The organism is Xanthomonas sp. NCPPB 3582 (assembly GCF_041475735.2).
Taxonomy (GTDB): domain Bacteria; phylum Pseudomonadota; class Gammaproteobacteria; order Xanthomonadales; family Xanthomonadaceae; genus Xanthomonas; species Xanthomonas codiaei.
In genome coordinates, this window is sequence record NZ_CM192968.1 from 718,094 (window position 1) to 739,047 (window position 20,954).

The 20,954-nt window shown below is 64.5% G+C and carries 10 protein-coding genes and 2 other RNA genes; 6 read left to right on the forward strand and 6 right to left on the reverse strand.

Annotated elements, in window-relative coordinates; genetic code table 11:
- Positions 1-89 precede the first annotated feature (89 nt).
- The 3 genes from ACCQ05_RS03035 to ACCQ05_RS03045 are packed head-to-tail and all read right to left on the reverse strand — an operon-like array spanning position 90 to position 13,778.
- Entirely contained in the window at positions 90-665 is a 576-nt protein-coding gene (locus tag ACCQ05_RS03035) for an Imm42 family immunity protein (RefSeq protein WP_372392882.1), read from the reverse strand.
- Positions 640-12,012: a hemagglutinin repeat-containing protein gene (locus ACCQ05_RS03040; protein WP_372392883.1), complete on the reverse strand. Its 11,373-nt coding sequence runs from the start codon at positions 12,010-12,012 to the stop codon at positions 640-642. The genes ACCQ05_RS03035 and ACCQ05_RS03040 overlap by 26 nt, the downstream gene beginning before the upstream one ends.
- A 23-nt stretch (positions 12,013-12,035) precedes the next feature.
- Entirely contained in the window at positions 12,036-13,778 is a 1,743-nt protein-coding gene (locus tag ACCQ05_RS03045) for a ShlB/FhaC/HecB family hemolysin secretion/activation protein (RefSeq protein ID WP_372392884.1), read from the reverse strand.
- A gap of 416 nt (positions 13,779-14,194) precedes the next feature.
- Here ACCQ05_RS03045 and ACCQ05_RS03050 point away from each other — a divergent pair.
- Positions 14,195-14,270, forward strand: a non-coding RNA gene (locus ACCQ05_RS03050) — sX9 sRNA.
- A gap of 149 nt (positions 14,271-14,419) precedes the next feature.
- Here the strand turns inward: ACCQ05_RS03050 and ACCQ05_RS03055 are convergent.
- Entirely contained in the window at positions 14,420-15,034 is a 615-nt protein-coding gene (locus tag ACCQ05_RS03055) for a LysE/ArgO family amino acid transporter (protein WP_372392885.1), read from the reverse strand.
- Between the two features lie 107 nt (positions 15,035-15,141).
- On the opposite strand from ACCQ05_RS03055, the gene ACCQ05_RS03060 reads away from it, so the two are divergent.
- Positions 15,142-16,035, forward strand: a complete 894-nt coding sequence (locus tag ACCQ05_RS03060; RefSeq protein WP_372393903.1) for a LysR family transcriptional regulator ArgP — start codon at positions 15,142-15,144, stop codon at positions 16,033-16,035.
- 89 nt (positions 16,036-16,124) lie between these two features.
- Positions 16,125-16,200, forward strand: a non-coding RNA gene (locus ACCQ05_RS03065) — sX9 sRNA.
- A gap of 209 nt (positions 16,201-16,409) precedes the next feature.
- On the opposite strand, the gene ACCQ05_RS03070 is transcribed toward ACCQ05_RS03065, so the two are convergent.
- Positions 16,410-16,916 carry a hypothetical protein gene (locus ACCQ05_RS03070; protein ID WP_372392886.1) on the reverse strand — a complete coding sequence of 169 codons (507 nt, stop codon included), beginning with the start codon at positions 16,914-16,916 and terminating at the stop codon, positions 16,410-16,412.
- A gap of 189 nt (positions 16,917-17,105) precedes the next feature.
- On the opposite strand from ACCQ05_RS03070, the gene ACCQ05_RS03075 reads away from it, so the two are divergent.
- Both ACCQ05_RS03075 and map read left to right on the forward strand, forming a co-directional pair.
- The gene (locus ACCQ05_RS03075) at positions 17,106-17,318 is read left to right on the forward strand and encodes a ParD-like family protein (protein ID WP_372392887.1); all 213 of its coding nucleotides are present in this window, start codon (positions 17,106-17,108) and stop codon (positions 17,316-17,318) included.
- Positions 17,315-18,091, forward strand: coding sequence for a type I methionyl aminopeptidase (gene map, locus ACCQ05_RS03080; RefSeq protein ID WP_372392888.1), 777 nt, complete (start codon positions 17,315-17,317; stop codon positions 18,089-18,091). Before ACCQ05_RS03075 ends, map begins: the two co-directional genes overlap by 4 nt.
- Before the next feature lie 37 nt (positions 18,092-18,128).
- Here the strand turns inward: map and ACCQ05_RS03085 are convergent, their stop codons facing one another.
- Entirely contained in the window at positions 18,129-18,674 is a 546-nt protein-coding gene (locus tag ACCQ05_RS03085; RefSeq protein ID WP_372393905.1) for a hypothetical protein, read from the reverse strand.
- Between the two features lie 230 nt (positions 18,675-18,904).
- Between ACCQ05_RS03085 and ACCQ05_RS03090 the strand changes: the two genes are divergently transcribed.
- On the forward strand, positions 18,905-20,701 hold the full coding sequence (locus ACCQ05_RS03090) for a chloride channel protein (RefSeq protein ID WP_372392889.1): 1,797 nt from the start codon (positions 18,905-18,907) through the stop codon (positions 20,699-20,701).
- Positions 20,702-20,954: the final 253 nt, after the last annotated feature.

Genomic DNA, 20,954 nt, shown 5'->3' on the forward strand with positions numbered 1-20,954 from the left:
TTGAGCCGACGACAGCCAACGCACATCAGCCTTGTCTCGTACTACGGTGTCCTCGCAAAGTAACAATAAAATAAATCTGATTTAAGTGCTTAAGTATTAATTTTGCCAAAATTAGAAATAAATCCGCTTGCAATGTTCAAAGCCTCGTCCTTGGATAAATAGACTTCATGAATAGTTGTGGGAATTACTTCCTCCCACTGCAGCACACCTTCTGCATCAGGCTTTTGACGGCTCACTTGCGCACCTAGTACTCTGACTCGATCTCCCCAGCAAACAACAAAAACATAAGACCCGCCATCTTCTAAATTATAAGTCGATGCCTTATATCGTTCGTCCGGAGGTGGGTAATTGCCATGCGGGTCAAGTTCCTGTGGAAGTATTAGCTCCATTATATTTTTAAACGCAATTGCTGGAGGTTCGTTGAATAGAACTTCATTCTCTGGGAAAGATATGAGTGGGTGATTATCATCGAAACAAAATGCATCGCCACTTAAAGTGGCGACCCTCGTTTTCTCTGGCAAAAAATTGCCATCAATGATGAAATGAAAAATACCATTCACGTAGCTCTCTGGATCAGTCCACTTATCTACAGGGGCAGCAAGAATAGCGAATTTATGGGGGTCTCCAAAAACCATTTCGTTACCATCCTTTACCAGGTATGCCAAGGGATTTTCTTACATCATTAGGTATTCTGGATTTCGCAAGCGGTGATGACTTGTCGCCAGTGCTCCCCGCCCAGTGCCACGAGCCATCATTAGCGTTAGTGAATTGGTGTACGTTACCCTGATCATCTTTAGCGTATCTCTTTTTCCCTGAAATTACAGAATTTCCAAAAAGATCAAGCGAATTCTTTGGCTCAGTTCCTGCTGAGTAGTTATAGCCTGGCTGTCCCGGTGTGTGTTTTCCATTTGATCTGTAAATGAGCTGATTGGCCGCGGTCGTATTGACTGCAACTGGTAAAGGACTGCTCCGTCCCAGACTGTTTCCCGAAAGAGCCGCTTGCGATATCGAGTTGGAATTCTCATCTCCGTTAGAGCGCGGCGCAACACGAAATCCCTCATTCGTATTTGCCGTATTTAAAATTGCGCGTATCTTTGCGGAGGCTATTTCGGCAAGCCCAAACCCTATCGTGAGCGCAGTTTCTTTAGACCAGAGGCCATTTCTCTCAACTGAATTATAAGTGGATTCAGCCCGCTCACCAGTTGTTGCTACAAATCCCTCGATAGGCGTAAGGTAAATGGGCTCAAGGCCGTTTCCTTCAAAAACGTACCGCCTGAAAGGTGCTCCCTGCACTGTATTTACATAAGAATTTAGCGATTGTGCGCTCCTGAGCCAATCTTTCTGGAGTCCAAGCGATTCTGCTGTGTAATAGTCCTCCTTGTAGCCGATCGCCTGTGTCATTTGCCATGTGCATGCCTCGCTGGACGGTGCAAGCGTACAGGCGAACTGCATCTGCGCATCTTGAAGCTGTGACTTGGCGCTGGCACGGGCGATCACTCCTTCTCTACATTTGGCGTCGCCCTTGCAACTATCTAGTAAGCCTTCAATGATAGAAAGTTGCTCGTGGCTCAGATAGTTGTTGGCGACTTCATTCATTGCTGTCGTACCGCCAGCCGTACCACCGACGGTTGCACCGACCGTCGTCGATGCCAGCGCAGTCAATGAATCTATCAGTACGTCACCTACACCTGCGTTCTTCAAGGCGTTTGCAACTGCAGGCGCGGTGAGTGTACCCGCAGCAGAGCCTGCAGCGCCTTGTATGCCGCCTGTCAGTCCGCCAATTGCTGCGTGGGCAAGCACTCGCAACGTACCATTGGCACCCCATTGACCTTCGAGTTGCTCTGCCTGACCTAATAGCGCGGCACGCTGTTCCGGGTCGGTGGTTGTTTCTGCCTGAAGGCGTAGCAGCGACGCTTCCTTGGTCTTCTTTTCAGCATAGTCACCGATTTCCTTACTCGCCTGCTGCCCAAACGTCGCCGTAATCTCCGCTCCGGCGCGCACTTGCTGCTGCAGCTTCTGCCCGTCCCAGCCCTTCACCAGGCCGTTGGCACCGTCACCGGTGAGCACGTCGCGATTCAAGGCCGCCAGCACGTCGCTGACGCTTTGGCCGGTCTTTGCTTGTTGTCCGGCCTGGTCGGTGATGACCAGCGTGCCGCCGCTGATGCCGCTGGTAGTCAGCGAGGTCTCGCTGCCGCTCTTGCTGGAGTAACCGGCTGCCGCACCTTGTGCACCGCTGCCCTGGTTTTGCCAGGACCAGTTGCTGCCGTTGTTGGTCGTCGGCGGCGTCTGGGTCTCGGTCTTGGCCCCCTCCTTGCCGTTGCTGCCGCCGGCGGCGTAACCGCCCGAGAGGCTGATGCCCTTGGCTTCATAGCTGCTGGTGTTGGTGATGTCGCTCACTGTCAGCGTGCCGGTCTGCAGGCGATTGGCGCCGGCATCCACCGCCGCCTGGGTGCTGGCGATCACGCCGCCCTTCAGGTCGGTGTTGCCGCCCACGCGGATATTGAAGCCGCCATCGCCGGCCTGGATACCGCTCTGCTCAGTGACGCTGGCGAAGTCGCCGTTGACCTTGTTACTGCTGTAGCTGGCGCTGGCACTGAAGCCCACCCCGAAGGTCACGCTGCCGCCCACCGCCTTGTCCTTGCTGGCGTAGGTGCTGGTGTCCTGCAGGCTCTCGATGGTGAGGTCGCCGCCAATGTCGGCCAGCACGGTGTTGGCCGAGAGCACTGCGCCCTTCAGCGTAGTGTCGTTGCCGCTGATGATCGTGGCGGTGTTGCCGGCCGACAGGTGGCTATTGCGCTGGGTGACGTCCTTGCCATCGGCCTTGCCACGCGAGCCGCTGGCACTGGCGGTCACACCGGCGGCGAAGCCGTCTGCGCCATAGGTGACTGCCACGCCGATCGCTGCACTCTTGCTCTTGCTGGTGCTGTGCTGTTCGAACGTGTCCTGTGCGGACTCCAACGTGATGTTGTTGTCGGCCGCCAATAGCAGATTGTTGCCGGCTTTGATGTCGCTGCCGCGCACCAGGATGTTGCTGTCTTCGCGGCCGCCGGTAGCGATCAGGTTGACGTTGCCGCCGGCCTGCAACGTGGAGCCCTTGGAGGTGGAGCTGCGCTGCTTGGTCTCGCTCTCGCTCTGGCTGCCGCCCACGGTGACCGAGATGCTCACATTGGCCGCCTGCGCCGCACCCTTGGCGGTGTCTGCGTTCATGACGCTACTGGCGGCTTGGCCTGCACCGTAGGCGCTGTAAGCGGCAGACGCACCGGCCAGGGCCTGCATGCGCGTGTCGCCCTCAGCCTTCTTGCCGGCCTCGCCACTGTTCACCGCCGCCTGGGCAAGGTTGAGGGCGGCTGCGCTCAACGTCACCGACAAGCCGCCTTGCTTGAACTCGGTCCGCTGCTCGCCGCTTGAGGTGTCATGCACTTCGGTAATGGCGATGTCCTTGGCCTTGGCGGTGATGTCGCCCTGCAAAGCCATCACGTCGCTGCCGGTGATCGCCAGCTTATTGCCGGCGACCAGGGTGACGTTGCCCTCCAGGCTACCGAGCGTGGTGCCGGTGTGGCTGACATCGGCGATATCGGCCTCGGTCTTGACCGTCTGCTTGCCAATGGTGAAACCGATGCCGCCGCTGCCGAACAGCCCGGTTTTGACCGTCTTCTTGTCGTGCGCCTCGCTGTGCGTGCTCTGTGCTGTCTCCAGGGTCAGGTTGTTGCCCGCTGCCAGCACGACATCACCGGTGCCGACAATCTGCGTGCCTTGGGAGAGCAGGTCGTTGCCAGCGGCGATACGCACGCTCTCGCCACTGAGCGAACTGGTGATCGCCAGGCTGTCGTGGGTTTCGTCGTGGGTGGTGACGGTCTTGCCGGACAGTGCTTCCTTCTTGCGGATTTCCTTATCCACCACCGCATCATGCTGCTCCTGGGTGGCCAGCAACTTGATGTCGTTGCCGGCCGCAAGTGCGATACCGCCCTTTTCGCTGGCGACTGCGGTCGAGGCCAGGGTGAGGTCGCGGCCGGCCTGCATGACGATGGTGTCGCCGGCACCGAGCTGGGTGCCGCGTACGCTCTCGTCGTAGTTCGATGTCGCCAGCGAATTGCTCTTGGTGACGGTGCTGCGCTCCTGCGAGCTGCTGTCCACGGCGGCGACGCTGTTGATGTCGCGCCCGGCCTGCAAGGCCATGGCCTTGCCTGCGCCCACCTGCGCGGCGGTTAGATTCAGATCGTTGCCCGCTGCCAGCACCACGTCGCCGGCGCCCTGGATGGTCGTGCCGGCGTGGGTGGTCTCGCTGCTGCGCTGGAAATTGCGGTCGTTGGCGGTGGTATCGGTGCTGCGCGAGAGCGTCTGGGTGCCGACGTTGAGATTGTTGCCGGCCACCAGCTGGGTGAGGCCATCGGTGCCGGCGTTGCGTATCTGCGCAGCCTGCAGGTTGACGTCGCGGCCAGCTACCACCGACAGCACACCGTTTCCATGGGCGCCGGTGACGTACAGGCCGGCCACGCGCTCGAGCTGGGTGGTGCTGTACTGGTGGAAGCCGCCGCCTTGCAGGGTTTCCACGGTGGAGGCCAGCGTGACATCGCCGACCGCCTGCACGCTCAGCGCATCCACGGCAGTGACGCTGGCGCCTTCGATGCGGATGTCGCTGGCCGAGCGCAGCCCCACCTGGTTGCCGCTGATGCTGCCGCCCAGGTGCGCGATGCGCCCGGCGTCGATGGACACCAGCTGGCGGCCGGCGATGCTGCCGGTGTTCTTCAGGCCGCCGGTCAGCGCGATGTCGACATTGGCGCCGGCCAGCAGTGCGCCGCCGGATTCCAGATCGCCGGGGCGTAGGCGCAGATAGACCTGCGGCACCAAGGCGGTGGTGGTGCTGCCGTCGGGCAGGGTGACGGTCTGCTCCACCAGCCAGACGATGTCGCTGGTGAGCTGGGCCATCTGCGCATCGGTCAGCGCAACCCCCGGACGCAGGTTCCAGGCCTTGCCCACGGTGGCGCCGGCATCCAGCAATGCCTGGTATTGCGCTTCGTCGCTCTTGTAGCCGTCTAGGAAGCGGCGGCCGGTGAGCTGGCCGATCTGCTCGCGCACCAGCTTCTGCTCGTAGTAGCCATCGCCCAGGCGCTTTTGCAGGCTGTCGGCGGAGTAGCCCATCTGGTTGAGCAGATAGTCCGAGCCCAACCAGCTGCGGTAGTCGGAGAACTGCGGGTCGGTCTCGACCAGGTAGGTGCTGCTGGCGGGCCGCAGCGTGAACAGGCTGCCGGTGGGGGCGCGTGTATCGGGCGTGCCCATGGCGATGCGGTCCGGCGAACCGCCGGCCGCATCGACCACCCGCGAGCCGCCGACCGGGCCGGTGTTGGCCACGGTGTTCACGCTGCCACCGGCGTTGCCGCTGGCGGCCTGCGTCACGGTTGCGATGACGCGGCCGGCCGCATCGATGGACACACTGGCCGGGCCACCGACGCTGCCATGGCCAGGTCCGGTGGGGGCCGCCTGCGACCCACGGATGTTGAGGTTGGCCACCGCCGCACCATCGCGCACGTTGGGTGCATCGCGGCCCTGATTGAGGTTGCTCAGGTCGCCGACATCGATGCTCAGCGTGCCGCCGCTGGTGATGGCACTGCCGATCTGGCCGATCTGCTCGGAGATCGCCGGATTGCTCCAGCTGCGCGTGGTGCCGTTGTAGGCCGTGGTGACGTTGTTGAAGCTGTGGGTGCGGAACAGCGTGTAGGCCAGGTTGGTCACGTCGGCGTTCTGAGTGAGCCCGGCGATGGACAGGTCGCCGCCTGCAGCGATGCGGGCGTATTCATTACGCAAGGTATCGGTACCGACGCGCATCGTGCCGCCGGCATGGATGACCGCTTCTGGTCCCGCGCCGGGTTGCAGCACGTCTTCGACCACCGTGCGCGTCGCCATGCGATAGCGCTCGTTGTCGCCGAGCCTGCCGCCGCCGGTACCCTGGGGGTTCATCAGGATGTGGTCGGGATCGGTGTAGGCGAACTGCGCCCACAGCTGCACGCAATCGGTGGTACAGGTGCCGTAGGCGTTGGAGTAGCGCAGCGTGTCGCTGGCATAACGGAATGCCGGCGAGCCGGGCTGGATCTGCGACAGCTCGCGGAATGGATCGTCCGCGCCCGCCGACACCTGGTCCGGATTGACCTGGTTGTCCTGCCGGCCGGTGTAGTAGATGGTCAGCGTGCCCGATTGGGGATCCATGCGCGATCGCTCGCCGGTGGCCTGATACATGCCGCCGCGCGCGAAGAAGTAGGCGCTGGTCTGCGGCGTGACGCGGATGACCGCACGCCGCACCTGATAGCCATCCGGGGTGATGTAGGGGGTGTCTTCCAGGATGTCTTGCGGGTTGAGGTAGTAGATCTCCAGCGCAGCGTAGTTGCTGGTGGAGCGGATGTTGGAGGTGTCGTTTTCGCCATTGTTGCGCCAGGTCGGCTGATCCAGACGCACCGGGGCCAAGGTGGTGGTGGTCTGGGTCACCACCACGTTCTGGCGGATGTTGTTGATGGTGGTGGCCTGCAGATCGAGATCGCCGGCCACCTCGATGGTGGAGCCGAGATTGTCGACCTGACGTGCGGCGCCGATGGCGAGGCGATTGCCATCCAGCGCGCCGCCGATGGCGGCATCGCCATCGCTGTAGATCAGGCCGCGATCGGTATTGGTCAGTTGGCCGACACCCAGGTCCAGGCGCTCACGCGCGGCAATCGTGGCCACCCGGGTGACGCCGGCAACGGTCTCGGCGTGGTTCTGCACGACACCGGCGGAAATGGCGAGGTGATCGCCATACAGACGCCCGGTGCCCAGGTTGTCCAGCGCGCCGGCTTCCAGGTGCGTGAGCGCGCCATCGATCAGGCCGCGGTTGATCAGCTGGCCACCGGTCTTGACATGGGTTGTGCCCTGGCTGGTGATCTGCCCATTGGCAGCGTTGTCGACGTTGCGCGCAGCCAGCTCGATGTTACCGGCGCGCAGAACGCCCTGGTTGGAGAGGTCGCCATCGGTTTGAACGGTCAGGGTGCCGTTGGCGATCATCTCGCCGGTATTGGTCAGGCCTTCGCGCAGGCTGAGGGTGAGATTGCTCTGCGATTGCAGCTGACCGTCGCCGCTGAGATTGCGCGCGGTCACGCTCTGGCTGCCGTCCGAACGCAGCATGCCCGCGCTGTTGGTCACTGCATCGGCACGCATGTCCAGGCTGCCACCTGCAGAGATCTGGCCGCCGGCGTTGTCGAGTGCCGAGGTCAGCTGCAGGTTGCCTGCGGCATTGGTGATGATCTGGCCCTGCCGGTTGTCCAGCGATTGGGCCTGCATGTGCAGCTGCCCTGCCTGCAGGCCGAGGGTGCCGCCCGCATCGCGGGTATTGCGGTTGTCCACCGAGGAGGCATTCAAGGTGAGCAAGCCATTCGCGGCGACCAGACCGGCCTGGTTGTTCAGGCCAGCTGTTGCGGTGAGGTCGAGGTTCTGACCGCCTTGGACCCGGCCGCCAGCATTGTTCATCGTGGTCGTGGCAAGCGTGAAGTTGCCGGCCGCGCTCAATGCGCCGGCGGCGCTATTGTCGACACTGGCCACAGTCAGCCGGGTATCGCCTTGCGAGAACACCGCGCCGGCGCGGTTGTCCAGGGCGCCGCCATCCACCTGCAAACGCCCGGCGGCGAGAATGCCACCATTGGCGCCGGAGCCGGTGTTGGTGATGGATTGACCATTGGTCTGCAGCAGCAGCGCTGCCTGCGATTGCAGGCGCCCGCCGGCGTTGTCCAGCGCGCCGCTGCGGATGTCCAGCGTGCCGACCTGGCTGCCGATGGTGCCGCCGGCATTGTCCAGCCGCTGAGCGCGCGTATCGATCACGGCGCTGCCGCCGATGACCGTGCCGGCACGGTTGGAAAGACCCGCGCCTTCAAGGCGCAGTGCGGTCGTGGCCTGGATGGCTCCGCCGGTGTTGACCACGGCGTTGTCGGTGACAACCGCAAGGTCGGTACCGGCAACGAGCGTGCCTGCCGTGTTGTCGAGCGTGCCCGCATCCAGATTGAGTTGCCCCGCGCTGGACGCCAGGCCCTGGGAGCGGTTGTCGAGCAGACCGTCGATATCCAGGTGCAGTGCGTTGCCGGCCGCGTGCACGGTGCCGGCCTGGTTATCGAGGCTGGCAGCGGTCACCCGCCCATCGCCGGCCAGCAGGATCCTGCCCTGCTGGTTCTGCAGTGCCTGGCCGATGCTCAGGACCGATTGCCCAGCGCCCGCGGCCTGCAGCGTTCCCTGGCGATTGATGAGCGTCTGCGCGCCAAGCGCCAATACGCCGTTGCCGCCGATGGTACCCGCGGTGTTGTCCAGCGTCGCGGCAACGGCGAGTCTCAGTTGCTGGCTGCCGCTTGCCGACAGCTGGCCGCCTGCGGTCGTCAGGTTGTCGGTGTCCACGGCGATGGTGTGCGCGGACGTGGTGGCGTTGCGCAGATCGGTGGTCCGACCGGTGATGTGCAGGGTGCCGTTGCTGACCAGCTTGCCCGCGTTTCCGCTCAAGGTCAGCGCGTTGATCTGCAACTGGCCGCTGCCGGCATGCTGGATCGTGCCTTGCGTGTTGGTCAGCACATCGCTGTCCACGGTCAGGTCGCCATTGCTGGCGAGGGTGCCGCTGGTGTTGTTCAAGACCTGTGCGTGGATGGTGCTCGCAGCGCTGCCGCTGGCGACGATACGCCCACCCTGGTTGTCCAGCGCCTGCGCGCGCAGATCCACCCGATCGGCGCCGATGGTTGCCTCGCGGTGATCGACGTCGGTTGCCGTGATCGACAGGGCGCCGCTGCTCACGATCGTGCCCTTGTTGCCGTCCACGCGCGTTGCCGCGATCTCAAGCCCGACCGTGCCGGAGTGGCTGAGCGTGCCTTCTGCATTGACCAGGTGCGCCGTATGTACCTGTAGCGCGTTGCCGTTGCTGGCGATGCGGCCTTGCGTGTTGTCCAGCTGCCCGGCGAGGTCCAGCCGGCTGTCGGCGCTGCCGGCGGCCATCAGGGTGCCGGAGCGGTTGGACAGGGCGGCAGCCTGCAATGCGAGCGCCCCATTGCTGGCAATGCTGCCTCCTGCATTGTCGAGCGTGCCGGACAGGGTCAGGCGCAGCGCGTCGGTGCCGGTGGCGCTCAGGTGGCCGCCGGCCGTGCCGAGGTTGGCGGCGTCTACCGCGATCCGCTCTGCCTGGGTGGTGCTGCCGGTGCCCAGGTCGATGTCGCCACCATCCAGCTGCAGCGTTCCCAGGCTGAGCAATTTGCCGCCTTCGCCCTGGAGTGCATTGGCATCAACGTTCAAGGTGCCGGTACCGGCGTGTTCGATCGCGCCGGCACGGTTATCCAACGTGGACGCGCGCGCAGCGATATCGCCGCTGGCCGCAAGACGGCCACCCTGGCTGTTGTCCAGCAGGTTGGTCGCGTTGACCTGCAATGCAGCGCCATTGGCCGCAACCACAGTGCCGCCGCGGTTGACGATGCTGCCGGCCTGCAGTGCGACATCGCCATTGCCCGAGATCGTGCCGGCGCTGTTATCCAGCGTGCCGCTCACCGTCAGCGAGGCATCGTCGCGGCCTGCGGCCAGGATGGCGCCGCCCTGGTTATCGATGGCACCGGCAGCGATACCGATACCGGCGTTGCTGGCCAAGGTGCCGTCGCGATTGTCCAGGCCATCGCGTACCGTCACTTGCAGCGCCTGATCGCCAAGCGAGGCAATGCGCCCACCGGCGTTACTGAGCGAGGTTGCAGCAAGGTGGATCTGCTGTGCGGACGTGGTGCCTTGGGCAAGATCGATGCGCCCGCCATCGATGGTCAGCCCGCCATTGCTGATCAGGCGACCGCCGCGACCGTCCAGCGCCGTTGTCTCGATCGTCAGCAGTCCGGTACCGGCCTGTTGGATCTGGCCGCCCGCATTGCCCAGTGTGCCGGCACGTATGCCCACGGTGCCATTGCCGGCGATGGTGCCGCCATCGCCGTTGTCCAGGCGGTCGCGTACCTGCAGGGTGGCCGGTTGCGCACTGGTGGAAACCAGGCTGCCGCCGCGGTTGTCGAGGCTGGCCGCCTGCAGCGTGAGCTGCGTGGCGCTGAGGCTTGCATTGCGGTGGTCCACGCTGGCGGCGCGCCAACTGAGTACGCCCGGCGTGACGATACTGCCGCCGGCACCGGACCAGTCCTGCGCAGACAACGTCAGCCCTTGCGTGCCTGCGTGTTCGAGTCTGCCCTGCGCATTGACGACGTTCTGGGCGTCGAGCTGCCACGCAGATGCATTGCTGGACAGAATGCCGCCTTGGTTGTCCAGCAGTCCGCGAATCTGCCAGGAGGCAGCGCCACTGCCGGCATGGCGCACTTCGCCGCCGCGGTTGCTCAGCGATTGCGTCTGCAGGCCCAGCGTATCGGCCACCGTCAGGCGCCCTTGGTCATTGACCAGTGCCCCCAGCTGCAAATCGGCGTCGCCGTAGACGGCGAGCGTGCCGGCGCGATTGCTCAGATCGCCGTGCACGCGCAGCGCCGACACGCCGAGCTGGCCGGCGCTGTTATCCAGCCCGTCTGCCACCGACACTGTGGTCGCGCCGCCGGCGTTGATCTGGCCGCCGTCGTTGTCGAGCAGGCCGGTGACGGTTACCGCGCCGGCAGCCATTGGCGCAAGGCCGGGTGTCGGGCCGCTGACAGGAGGCAGGGTGCCTCCGCTGCCGCCATCGCTGCTGCCGGTATTCGGGTTGCCAGTGTTGCCGTCGCCGCCGGTTCCGGGCGTTGCCCCATTGCTGGGCGGCACAGCGGCAATCGCGCCAATGCTGCCTGCAGCGCGATTGTGCAGGCCGCCGGCCTCCAGCACGAGGGCCTGCAGACCGGTTTGTTCGATCGTGCCGGCCTGATTGCGTAACGTGGCCGCATCGAGTTGCAGTCGCTGCGCGTTGAGGGTGCCGCCGCGGTTATCGAGATCTGCGGCCGTGGAGGCCTGCAACTGGCGGGCAGCGCTGATGGTGCCGGCGTTGGTCAGGCCGCCGGTGGCCGCGACGCGGGTGTCCTGGCGCGACTGCAGCGTGCCGGTGTTCTCCAGGCGGCCGTCTACCGTGACGACCAGTTCGCCCGCCTGTGCGCCGATGTTGCCGGCGTTGCGCACGCCCACGCCTTGTTCGTTGCCGACCAGCCAGATCTTGTTGGCGAACATGCCGCCCAGCGCGCCCACGTCGAGTGCGAAGCTCGGTGCCTGGCCGCTGGCGGCCTGCGGCGCGACGCTGGCATGGTCGGCGCTGACCACGTTGGTGCCAAGGCTGGCCTGCAGCTGGTTGGCCCAGATGCCGGCATTGACCTGCAACGAACGGGTGATCAGGTCGGTGTAGTCGGCACCGCTGGTATCCAGCCCTGCGCCGCCCACGCCGATGGCACCGCCGGTGACCCGATAGCCGTCCAGGGCGCCGTTGGACAGGATCGGCGCGCCGGTGGTCAGCGTCACCCGGCTGGCGTTGAGAAATCCGCCGCCATCGATCTGGATGCCGGCCGGGTTCGCGATCACCACCTCCGCGCGCGGCCCGGCCACTTCCACATATCCGCTGAGTCGGCTGGCAGGCCCATTGACCTCGTTGAGGATGACCTTGGCGCTGCCGGTGGCCAGCCAGGGATTGCCCTGCACCCAGCCGCCCAACTGGGTCTGGGTCTGGCCACGGGCATTGTTGAGAATTGCACCCTCACGGCCCACATCGAATTGCGAATAACGGTTGCGCGAGACGCCTGCCGCCGAAGGCGTGGTGATGTTGACCAGCGGTACGCCGTTGGGCGCGGTCAGCACGGTGGGCCGCTCGCTGCCGGGTGCGGCGGGTTCGCCCACGATACGGCCGGCGGACTGTGCGGTTGCGACGCCGACGCCAGCGACAAGACCCAGGGCGCACAGCAGCGCAAACTGCAGCGGTGCGACGGTGAGCTGGCCTGTGCGTGCTGCACCGACGCAGCTGCCTGCACCAGGTGCCCGCACCAGCTCCGAAGCGACCTGCCACACACGCAAGGTACGGTTGAACACCAGACGGTAGACGCGATTCATATCACTGATCCTTGTGGAAGGTTTTAGTAGCGCCAGGACAGGCTGAAACCGAAGGTGGTGTAGTCGGTCGGGAAATTCGCGGGCTTCTCCACTGCAGAGCCGACGAAGCCATCCAGCGACACGTGCTGCCAACCGCCGCGCAGGCCCAGGCTCATGCCGGCCAGATGGTCGCCGGGCTGGAAGCGAGCCGACTGGCCGCCGATGCGGCCGTAATCGGCACCCAGATACGCTTCCAGTCCACCGCCCAGCGCCAGCCCCAGGTCGTTGCGGAGCGACCAGCCGCGATCGCCGCTGAGCGTCAGCTCGCCATCGAAGCCGCGCACGGTAAAGCGTCCGCCGATCGCAAAACGGTCCTGCGGCGCCAGCGGGGTGCGGTTCCACTGCGCGCGCCAGGACGCGCTGTAGCGCAAACGTTGCGCGCCGAACTGGAAGGGCACCACCACCTGTGCATCGGCCACGATGAGTTTCAGGCGCGATGTGCCTTCCAGCGGAATGGAGGGATCGAATGCGTAGGCCAGCTCCTCCGGGGCACGCAAGGCATCGAAGGCACCAGTGCCGCGGCGATAGGCGACGCTGGCGTCCAGGGTGACCTTGCCGAGGAACTGGCGATGATTCAGGCCCAACTCCCAGCCGGCGGTGCGTCGCCGCTGCACCTCGATCTCGGTATCGTCGATGGCGCTGGTGGCCTGTCGCCACCAACCGCGTCCATAGGCGCCGAACTTGATCGACGCGTTGCGGAACAGCAAGCGATCCACGCGCGCTTCGGCGTTGCGACTGCGCCCGCTGTACTCGTAGGTTTCGATCGCGCCGGCCACGGTCTGGCTGTAGTCGTAGGCGCTTGCGGTCACCCCGAATAGCCAATAGTCCAGTGGCACGTCGTAGTGCACGGTCCAGCTATCGGTCTGCTTGCCGGCGCCATTGAACACGCCCTTGCCCAGGCTGACATAGAACAACTCGTTGAGACCAAGCGGGTTGTCCAACGACAGCGTGCCATTGGCCTGCAGCTTGCCGGTGGCCTCGCTGCCTGCATCGTCCAGGCTCAGATTTGCGCGAACGCGCGAGCGTTGCTGCCAGGCGACGACCAGATCGCTATCGCCAGGTCCCGCGCCCTGGCCTTGTGCCGGCGAAATCTGGATATCGGCGGTGACGGTAGGCACGCGCTGGAAATTTTCCAGGCCTTGTTCGATGTCCCGCAGATTGAGCAGGTCACCACTGCGTGCGGGCACGGCATTGGCGATGGCCGCGTGCGCAGAGGCGGGTTCGCTGAAGCGGGCAGCGTTCACACGGCCGGGAACCAGCGACAGGGTCAAGGTGCCGCTGGTGAGATCCTGCGGGGCGGCCAGCACGCGTGTGGTCACATAGCCACGCGCGATCACCGCGTTCTGCATCCGTTTCATCACCAGGTTGATGCCGTCGGTTCCCAGGCAACGACCGGTTGCCGGGTCCTGGGCGGGATCGGCGGCCTTGATGGCCCAGCGAAACCTTTCCGCGGCCGGGCCATCGAGTACGATGCGCTCGATCCTGAAACAGGGCGATTCAGTGGCGGGCAGGCGCACAATCCCGTCTTCAGGCGTGCGCTCCAGACGCACATCCGGCCGCGCTTCCTGTTGTTCGCGCAGTGCACGCTCGCGTTCCTGTTGCCGCAACAGCTCCTGCGCGGCAGGATCGACCGCCTGCTGTGCGGACACCTGGACCGCCATGCCCGCAAAACACGCAATACACCATGAGGCGCGCATGCGCACCTGTCCTTTCCTGCCTGAATCCATGTCCGGATGACCGCCCTACGCAATGCAATTCGCTCGACGCGCCCGCGCCGCCCCTAACGATATTTTAATGCATGCGGCAGAGCTTGCCTGTAGGAAAAATCCTGACCTGCTATTGCGTTGGGTGATACGGGCGCTAGGGAAATACCAAAGCCGGGGCTGAGCGATGGATAAGATGATTGGCGATCAACAGGACAGTATTGAATTATTTTGTAAAACGATTCTATCGAGCTGGGTGCGGCTATAAGAAGCCCCCATTTCGAATAACACGCCAGCTTGGAATCCAATTCCCAAAGGAGATTGGACGCGAAACAATATCTTTCTGGCGAGCAGGTCATCGGTTTTCTGGGCGACGCTAAGAGCAGCTAGCAAAACGACTGCGCGGCCGCCAAGCGGGCGCGGTCGGTGCTCGGTGCGGCATGTACCACGCGTACACTGCGGTTCCTCCACGCCGTCCGCACTCACCTGACGACCGCTCGCTACGTTTTGTTGGCCGCTCTGAGCGCGGCGTGCTTGGGCGTTTGTGCGTGATGCGACATCTCCGCCGATGGGGAATGACCTAGCTGCGAGGCGTGAGATCTGTTCGCTCTTCGACTTCAATATCTGGGCCGCACACTCCCGTTGACAGATACGCATCCCTTGAATCAAAGCGGACGCACCAGCAGCGCAACGCCAAGGGCGGCCATGAACAGGGCGATCAGTGCATCGAGCACGCGCCAGGCGGTGGGGTTGCGGAAGATGGGTTGCAGCAGGCGGGCGCCGAATCCGAGCGTGGTGAACCAGGTGACGCTGGCCAGGCAGGCGCCGAGGGCGAATATCCAGCGCAGCTGGCCGGGGTAGCGGGTGGAGAGGCTGCCCAGCAGCACCATGGTGTCCAGGTAGACATGCGGATTCAAGAACGTAAAGGCGGCGCAGGTCAGCATGACGCGCGCCAGCCCCGTCTGATCGCGACCGCTCTCCGACAGCCCCGGCGTTCCCTGCCAGGCGCGTCGGGCAGCCAGCAGACTGTAGAACAGCAGGAAGCCGGCGCCACCGAAGCGCAGGACATCGAGCAAGCCGCTGTAGCGTTGCACCAGGACACCGATGCCGGCCACGCCGAGCAGGATCAGCGTGATGTCGCCCAGGGCGCACAGGGCGACGACCTGCGCGACATGGCGACGCTTGACACCCTGGCGCAGGACGAAGGCATTCTGCGCGCCAACGGCCACGATCAGGCCGGCACCCGAGAGAAACCCGGAGATCAGGGGCGCGATGGACATCGTTCGGTTCCATTCCACTTGGCTGCGGACAGAATGGGTTGGATCATGCCATTAGACAAACGCGTAATCTTGCTTGACCATTAGAAAAACTGATTCGAGGGCGCGTGATGATCCTGATGCATCCGCAGCTGGCGGCGTTCCTGGCGGTGCTGGATGAGGGCACCTTCGAGTCTGCCGCGCGGCGGCTGTCGATCACGCAGTCAGCCGTGTCCCAGCGCATCAAGGCGCTGGAGGACCGCCTGGGTCAGCTGCTGATCGTCCGACGCGCGCCCTGCAGCCCTACCGCGGCCGGCCAACAGCTGTTGCGGCGCGTGCGCCCCCTGCAGGCGCTGGAGTCGGAAGTGGCCGATGAATTCATGCCGGCAGGACGGCAGGGCCAGGCGCATGCGGTGGCGATCGCCGTCAACGACGACTCGCTTGCGACCTGGGTGATCGCGGCGCTGGCCAGCCTGCACAGCGAGCATGGCTATGTGCTCGACGTGCGCGTGGATGACCAGGATCACACGCTGGAGTTGTTGCGCAATGGCAGTGTGCTTGGCGCGGTGACATCCGAACCCCGGCCGTTGCAGGGCTGCAATGTGCATCGGCTGGGTGCGATGCGTTACGTCGCCATCGCAGCGCCAGGATTCGTACAGCAGTACTTCGGCGATGGGGTGTCCGCTGCATCGCTGGCGGCCGCGCCGATGCTGGCCTTCAACCGCAAGGACGATCTGCAGGCACGCTACATGCGGAAGATCACCCGGGCGAAGCTGTCGCCCCGGGTGCATTACCTGCCCACCTCGATGGGCTTTGTCAGTGCAGCTGCGATGGGGATGGGCTGGTGCCTGGCGCCCGATACGCTGGCGGCGTCTGCGGTGGAGCGCGGTGCGGTGGTGTTGATGGACCCGGCACGGCACGTGGATGTGCCGCTGTACTGGCAGTACTCGGCGGTGAGATCCAGCACGCTGCAGCACATCACCCAGGCGATCAGGGCGGCCTCTGCTGCGGCGATGCACGGATGATGGGGCGCTGCACTGCGTAGATCGGCTAAGAGCAGCTAGCAAAACGACTGCGCGGCCGCCAGGCGGGCGCGGTCGGTGCTCGGTGCGGCATGTACCACGCGTACACTGCGGTTCCTCCACGCCGTCCGCACCCACCTGACGACCGCTCGCTACGTTTTTTTGGCCGCTCTAACAGTCTGATGGTGTTGCGGCCAAGCGTGCGTGGCCACCACTTTCGGTCAACACTGGCATTCGTCTTGCCGAAAACATTCGGTCAGCCGCTATTGGCGCTTTCCATCCGTCGCACTGAGGAGAATCCGGCTATCGATCCGGCTGCAATGTCTGTCGTCGTCATCGCAAGGACGCGCCATCACCATCAGGCGTGCGCATCTTCGTCAGAACTGATTCTTGCCCGGATCCACCGCACTGCAATGGCCTTCAAATTTTTCGATTCCCGTCAGGGTCAAGCGACCACTGCGTCGATCGATATCCACCGTGGGGGAGTTCATTCCATTGAGCTTGTACGAGGCCTGGATACGATCGGCGCCCACGCGCAAATCATGTAATGGCCACCAGCCGTCGTGTCCGCCGGATTTGAGTGGCGGCAGCAGGCGCTTGGGCGGATGGATGCGCCCCTGGCCGTCGTGGATCTCGATCTGAACCGATCCTTCCATCTGCGTCTGACTGTAATCCACGCCGGTCCGCTCGACATACTTGTGCCGCTTCGGGTCCCACTGGTAACCGGCATTGTCATGCGCCTGCACCCGCTCGCCGATACCGATGCAAACCAGGTCAAGATCGGTCTTGCCCGAGGACTGGGCGAATGCCGGCATGCAATGGAGCAGTCCCAGGCAAAGACTGGTCGCGGCAGCAATGGCGACCGGGCGTGGTGCATGACGCATATAGACCTCCGTAGCGATCAAGGGCGGCGGCGTGCGCGACGCACATGCCGGTGACGATCATGCACCACGCGCCCTCGATCACAAATGCTCGTGGCTGCTTGTCGCCATGGCGGCGCGACCCGGTGGCACTGTGCTGGCAGGAATTATATGATTCGCATATGAATTATATATTCGTTATCCGGAGTGCCCATGGGTATCGTCAACATCGATGACGAGCTGCACGACCAGCTGCGGCGCGCCTGCACGGTGACCAGCCGGTCGATCAACGCGCAGGCCAATTTCTGGATCAAGGTCGGCATGTTGTGCGAGCTGCGTCCGGAGTCGTCGTTTCAGGACATCGTGGCGCAGGAACTGCGCGCAGCCGGTGTCAGGGCCCCGGCATTGAAGCCGGGGCGGGCGTGATCAAACGGCCCGAAGAGATCGCCTTGATGGCCACGTCCGGCCAGCTGCTGGCGCAGGTGTTCCATGCGCTGGACCAGCTGCCGCTGGAAGGCCGCAGTACGCTGGAGCTCAATGACTTCGTCGAGCACATGATTGTCGATGAGCTCGCCGCACGGCCCGCGAGCAAGGGCCAGTACGGATTCGCCTTCGTGCTCAACGCCTCGATCGACGATGTGGTCTGCCACGGTGTGCCCTCGGCCGACGACGTGTTGCGCAGCGGGCAGATCGTCAATCTGGACATCACCCTGGAAAAGAACGGGTTTATCGCCGATTCCAGTACGACGTATCTGGTGGGCGAGGTTGCCTATCCGGCGTGCCGGCTGGTGCACACCGCGTATCAGGCAATGTGGAAAGGCATTGCCGCAGTACGGCCGGGCGCGCGGCTGGGCGATATCGGACATGCGATTGCGCGGCATGCGCGCGACCATGGCTACAGCGTGGTCAAGGAATACTGCGGCCACGGTATCGGCCGTGAGATGCACGAAGATCCGCAGATCCTGCACTACGGCCATGCAGGCACCGGCCTGGCGCTGCAGGAAGGCATGGTGTTCACCATCGAGCCGATGATCAACCAGGGGCGCGCGGCGATCCGCTCGGATCCGGAGCAGTGGCCGGTCCATACCCGCGATGGCAAGTTGTCGGCGCAGTTCGAACACACGGTGGCGGTGACGCGCAGCGGTGTGCGGGTGCTGACGCTGCGGCCGGGCGAGACGCCGTTGTGTCCGGTGGAGTGAGCCAGGCCGCATTGCGCTGCGCACAGGCGCTGCAGCACTACGGGCGCGCTCGCCCGGCTCCGGCAGGCGGGCGCGGGACCAGCGGGACGGTGTTGGTCTGCAGCAGCCTCCGCACCGTGGTTTCGACGTTGCCGAATCGCCGGCGCTGTACGGCGTAGGCCAGCCCGAGGCCGGCGAGAAACATCGCCGCCATCGCCGGCTTGATGGTAGCCGCCGGGAGCAGGATGGCGGCCACCACGTACACCACCGTCCAATTGCACAAGTCGGTGATCACGATGCTGCGTTGCCTGCGATCGATCTCGATGCGCCCGCGCATGATCATCGGGTAGACGGGGCCGACAAAGACCAGGAACGTCTCGCGAAATCCGTAGACATGCTCGGACAACCGATGCAAGCGCAGGTCCGGCAAGCGCGACTGATCCAATGCAGGCTCGATCTGTGCCAGCGAAAAACAGGCCAGCGCATCGCGGCTGAGCGGAATGTGCCGCATGAAAAGTGGCAGTCCCCAGCCGAAATACGGGCGGTTCCAGCTGATCAGCAAGATGCCTTCGATCACAATCACTATCAGCAGCAGATAGACCATCGCGCCGCCCTGGTCGAGCGAGCGAACTATCGCATGCGCGCTGCCTGCCGACGGCATGCGGCGGCACGGCGTCGCAGCCGATTCTGATCTGTGCGCCCAGGTGAGGCCTGCCGTGCGGCTGCCACGTCATCACCACGCCGGATTGGCCCAGGTCAGCAGCGCTCATGCACACTGGGCACCCCAGCAGATGCCGGCTCCGCCGGCGTGCTGATCCAGCGATCACTGGTGCCATGCAGCCACTTTCCCTCAACACGCCGGCCTTGCACGCCACGGCTGCGCAGCTGCGCCGGCCGCTGGACTGGCTGCGCCGGCAGCTGCGCGCCAACGACCTGTGGTTCATCGGCCTTGCTGCGGTGGTCGGCCTGATCGCCGCAGCGTTGATGGTGGTGCAGGCGGGAATCGCACACGCGCTACAGGCCTGGTTGTATGGGCTTGGCCCGGAGGCGCGGCTCAGTACGGCCAGCACGATCACCCCCACGCAGCTGCTGGTCCTGCCGCTGGGCGGCTTGCTGGTTGGGCTGGTGGCGTTGATGGCGCGGCGGCGCAAGCGCGCGCTGGTGGATGCGGTGGAAGCCAACGCACTGCATGGCGGGCGCATGTCGATGCGCGACAACCTGATCGTTGCGGTGCAGACCTTGTTGTCTAACGGCTTCGGCGCCTCGGTGGGGCTGGAGGCGACGTACACGCAGATGGGGTCCGGAGCGGGCTCGCAGCTTGGCCGGATCTTGCGGGTGCGTCGCGCCGACATGCGCACCCTGATGGGTGCCGGTGCGGCGGGCGCGATCGCCGGGGCTTTTGGCGCGCCGCTGGCCGGAGCATTCTATGCGTTCGAGATCGTGATCGGCGCCTACACGCCGTCGGCGCTGGCACCGGTGGCGGCGGCGGCATTGGCCGGCGCGTTCATGGCCGATGCGCTCGGCGCGGCGCCGTACTCGTTGCCGGCGGCGGTGGCGTACCAGTTGCAGCCGCGCGACTACGCGATCTATATCGCGCTCGGTCTGGTGTGCGCGTTGATCGGCATCGCGGTGATGCGCCTGGTGGCCGGGATCGAGCGCGGCGTAGGACGGATCAACTTGCCGATGTGGGGCCGGCCGGTCATCGGCGGCCTGTTGCTGATTCCGCTGGCGCTGTATTCGCCACAGGTGCTGTCGTCGGGCCACGGCGCGCTGCATCTGGATCTGACCAGCAGCAGTAGCCTGCAGGTACTGGCCACGCTCTTGGTGCTCAAGTGCATTGCGTCGGGTATCTCGCTGGGGTTCGGGTTCCGCGGCGGGCTGTTCTTCGCCTCCTTGTTCATGGGCTCGCTGGTGGGCAGCCTGTTCGCGGTGGCGTTGAACCTGTTGCTGGGTGGCGCAGCCGTGGATGCAACCAGCGCATCGCTGGTGGGCATGGCGGCGCTGGCGGCGGCGATCGTCGGGGCGCCGATGACCATGGCGATGCTGATCCTGGAGGGTACCCACGACTTCGTGCTGGCCAGCGCGGTGATGGCGGCGGTCTTGGTGGCCAACACCGTGGTGCGCCAGGTGTTTGGGTATTCGTTCTCCACCTGGCGGCTGCATCTGCGCGGCGAAAACATCCGCAGCGCCCGCGACGTGGGCTGGGTGCGCAATCTGTCGGCCGGCAAGATGATGCGCAAGGATGCCAACCACACCGCGCACGACATCAGCGTTGCCGAGTTCCGGCGCCGCTTCCCGCTGGGGTCGACCCAGCGCGTGGTGCTGGAGGATGCCAACGGCCAGTACGCTGGCGTGGTGCCGCTGGCGGTGCTGTATGCCGACAACGTGCAGCTGGACGCGCCGGTCAGCGACTACGCCCGGCATCGCGATGCGGCGCTGCTGGCGCAGACCGATATCGTGGCGATCATGAAGGTGTTCGATGCCACCCAGGCCGACGAACTGGCGGTGATCGATGCTGACCGCCACGTGCTGGGCGTGCTGTCGGAAAGCTTTGTCCGCAAACGCTATGCCGAGGAACTGGAACGGCGCGAACGCGAGTTGATGGGCGAGCGGACCAGCGGCGACGACTGAGTCCCGGATGCGGTGGGGACAGGATGAGGCGCAGGTCGGGTGCTACGGGATCTACCGGGCCATGTGTGCACCCATGCGGCCGGCGCAATGCCGTCAGGAGCCACTATCAGCATGCGCAGCCGCCAGGCAGGCGCGTCCGGTAATCGAAGGTGGCGCGTGGCACTCGTACGTTTCGGTTTTCGAGCGCGCCGTCCACGACCACCCGACGATCGCGCGCGACGTTCTGTTCGCAGCTGCAGAGCCTGCTCGTGCT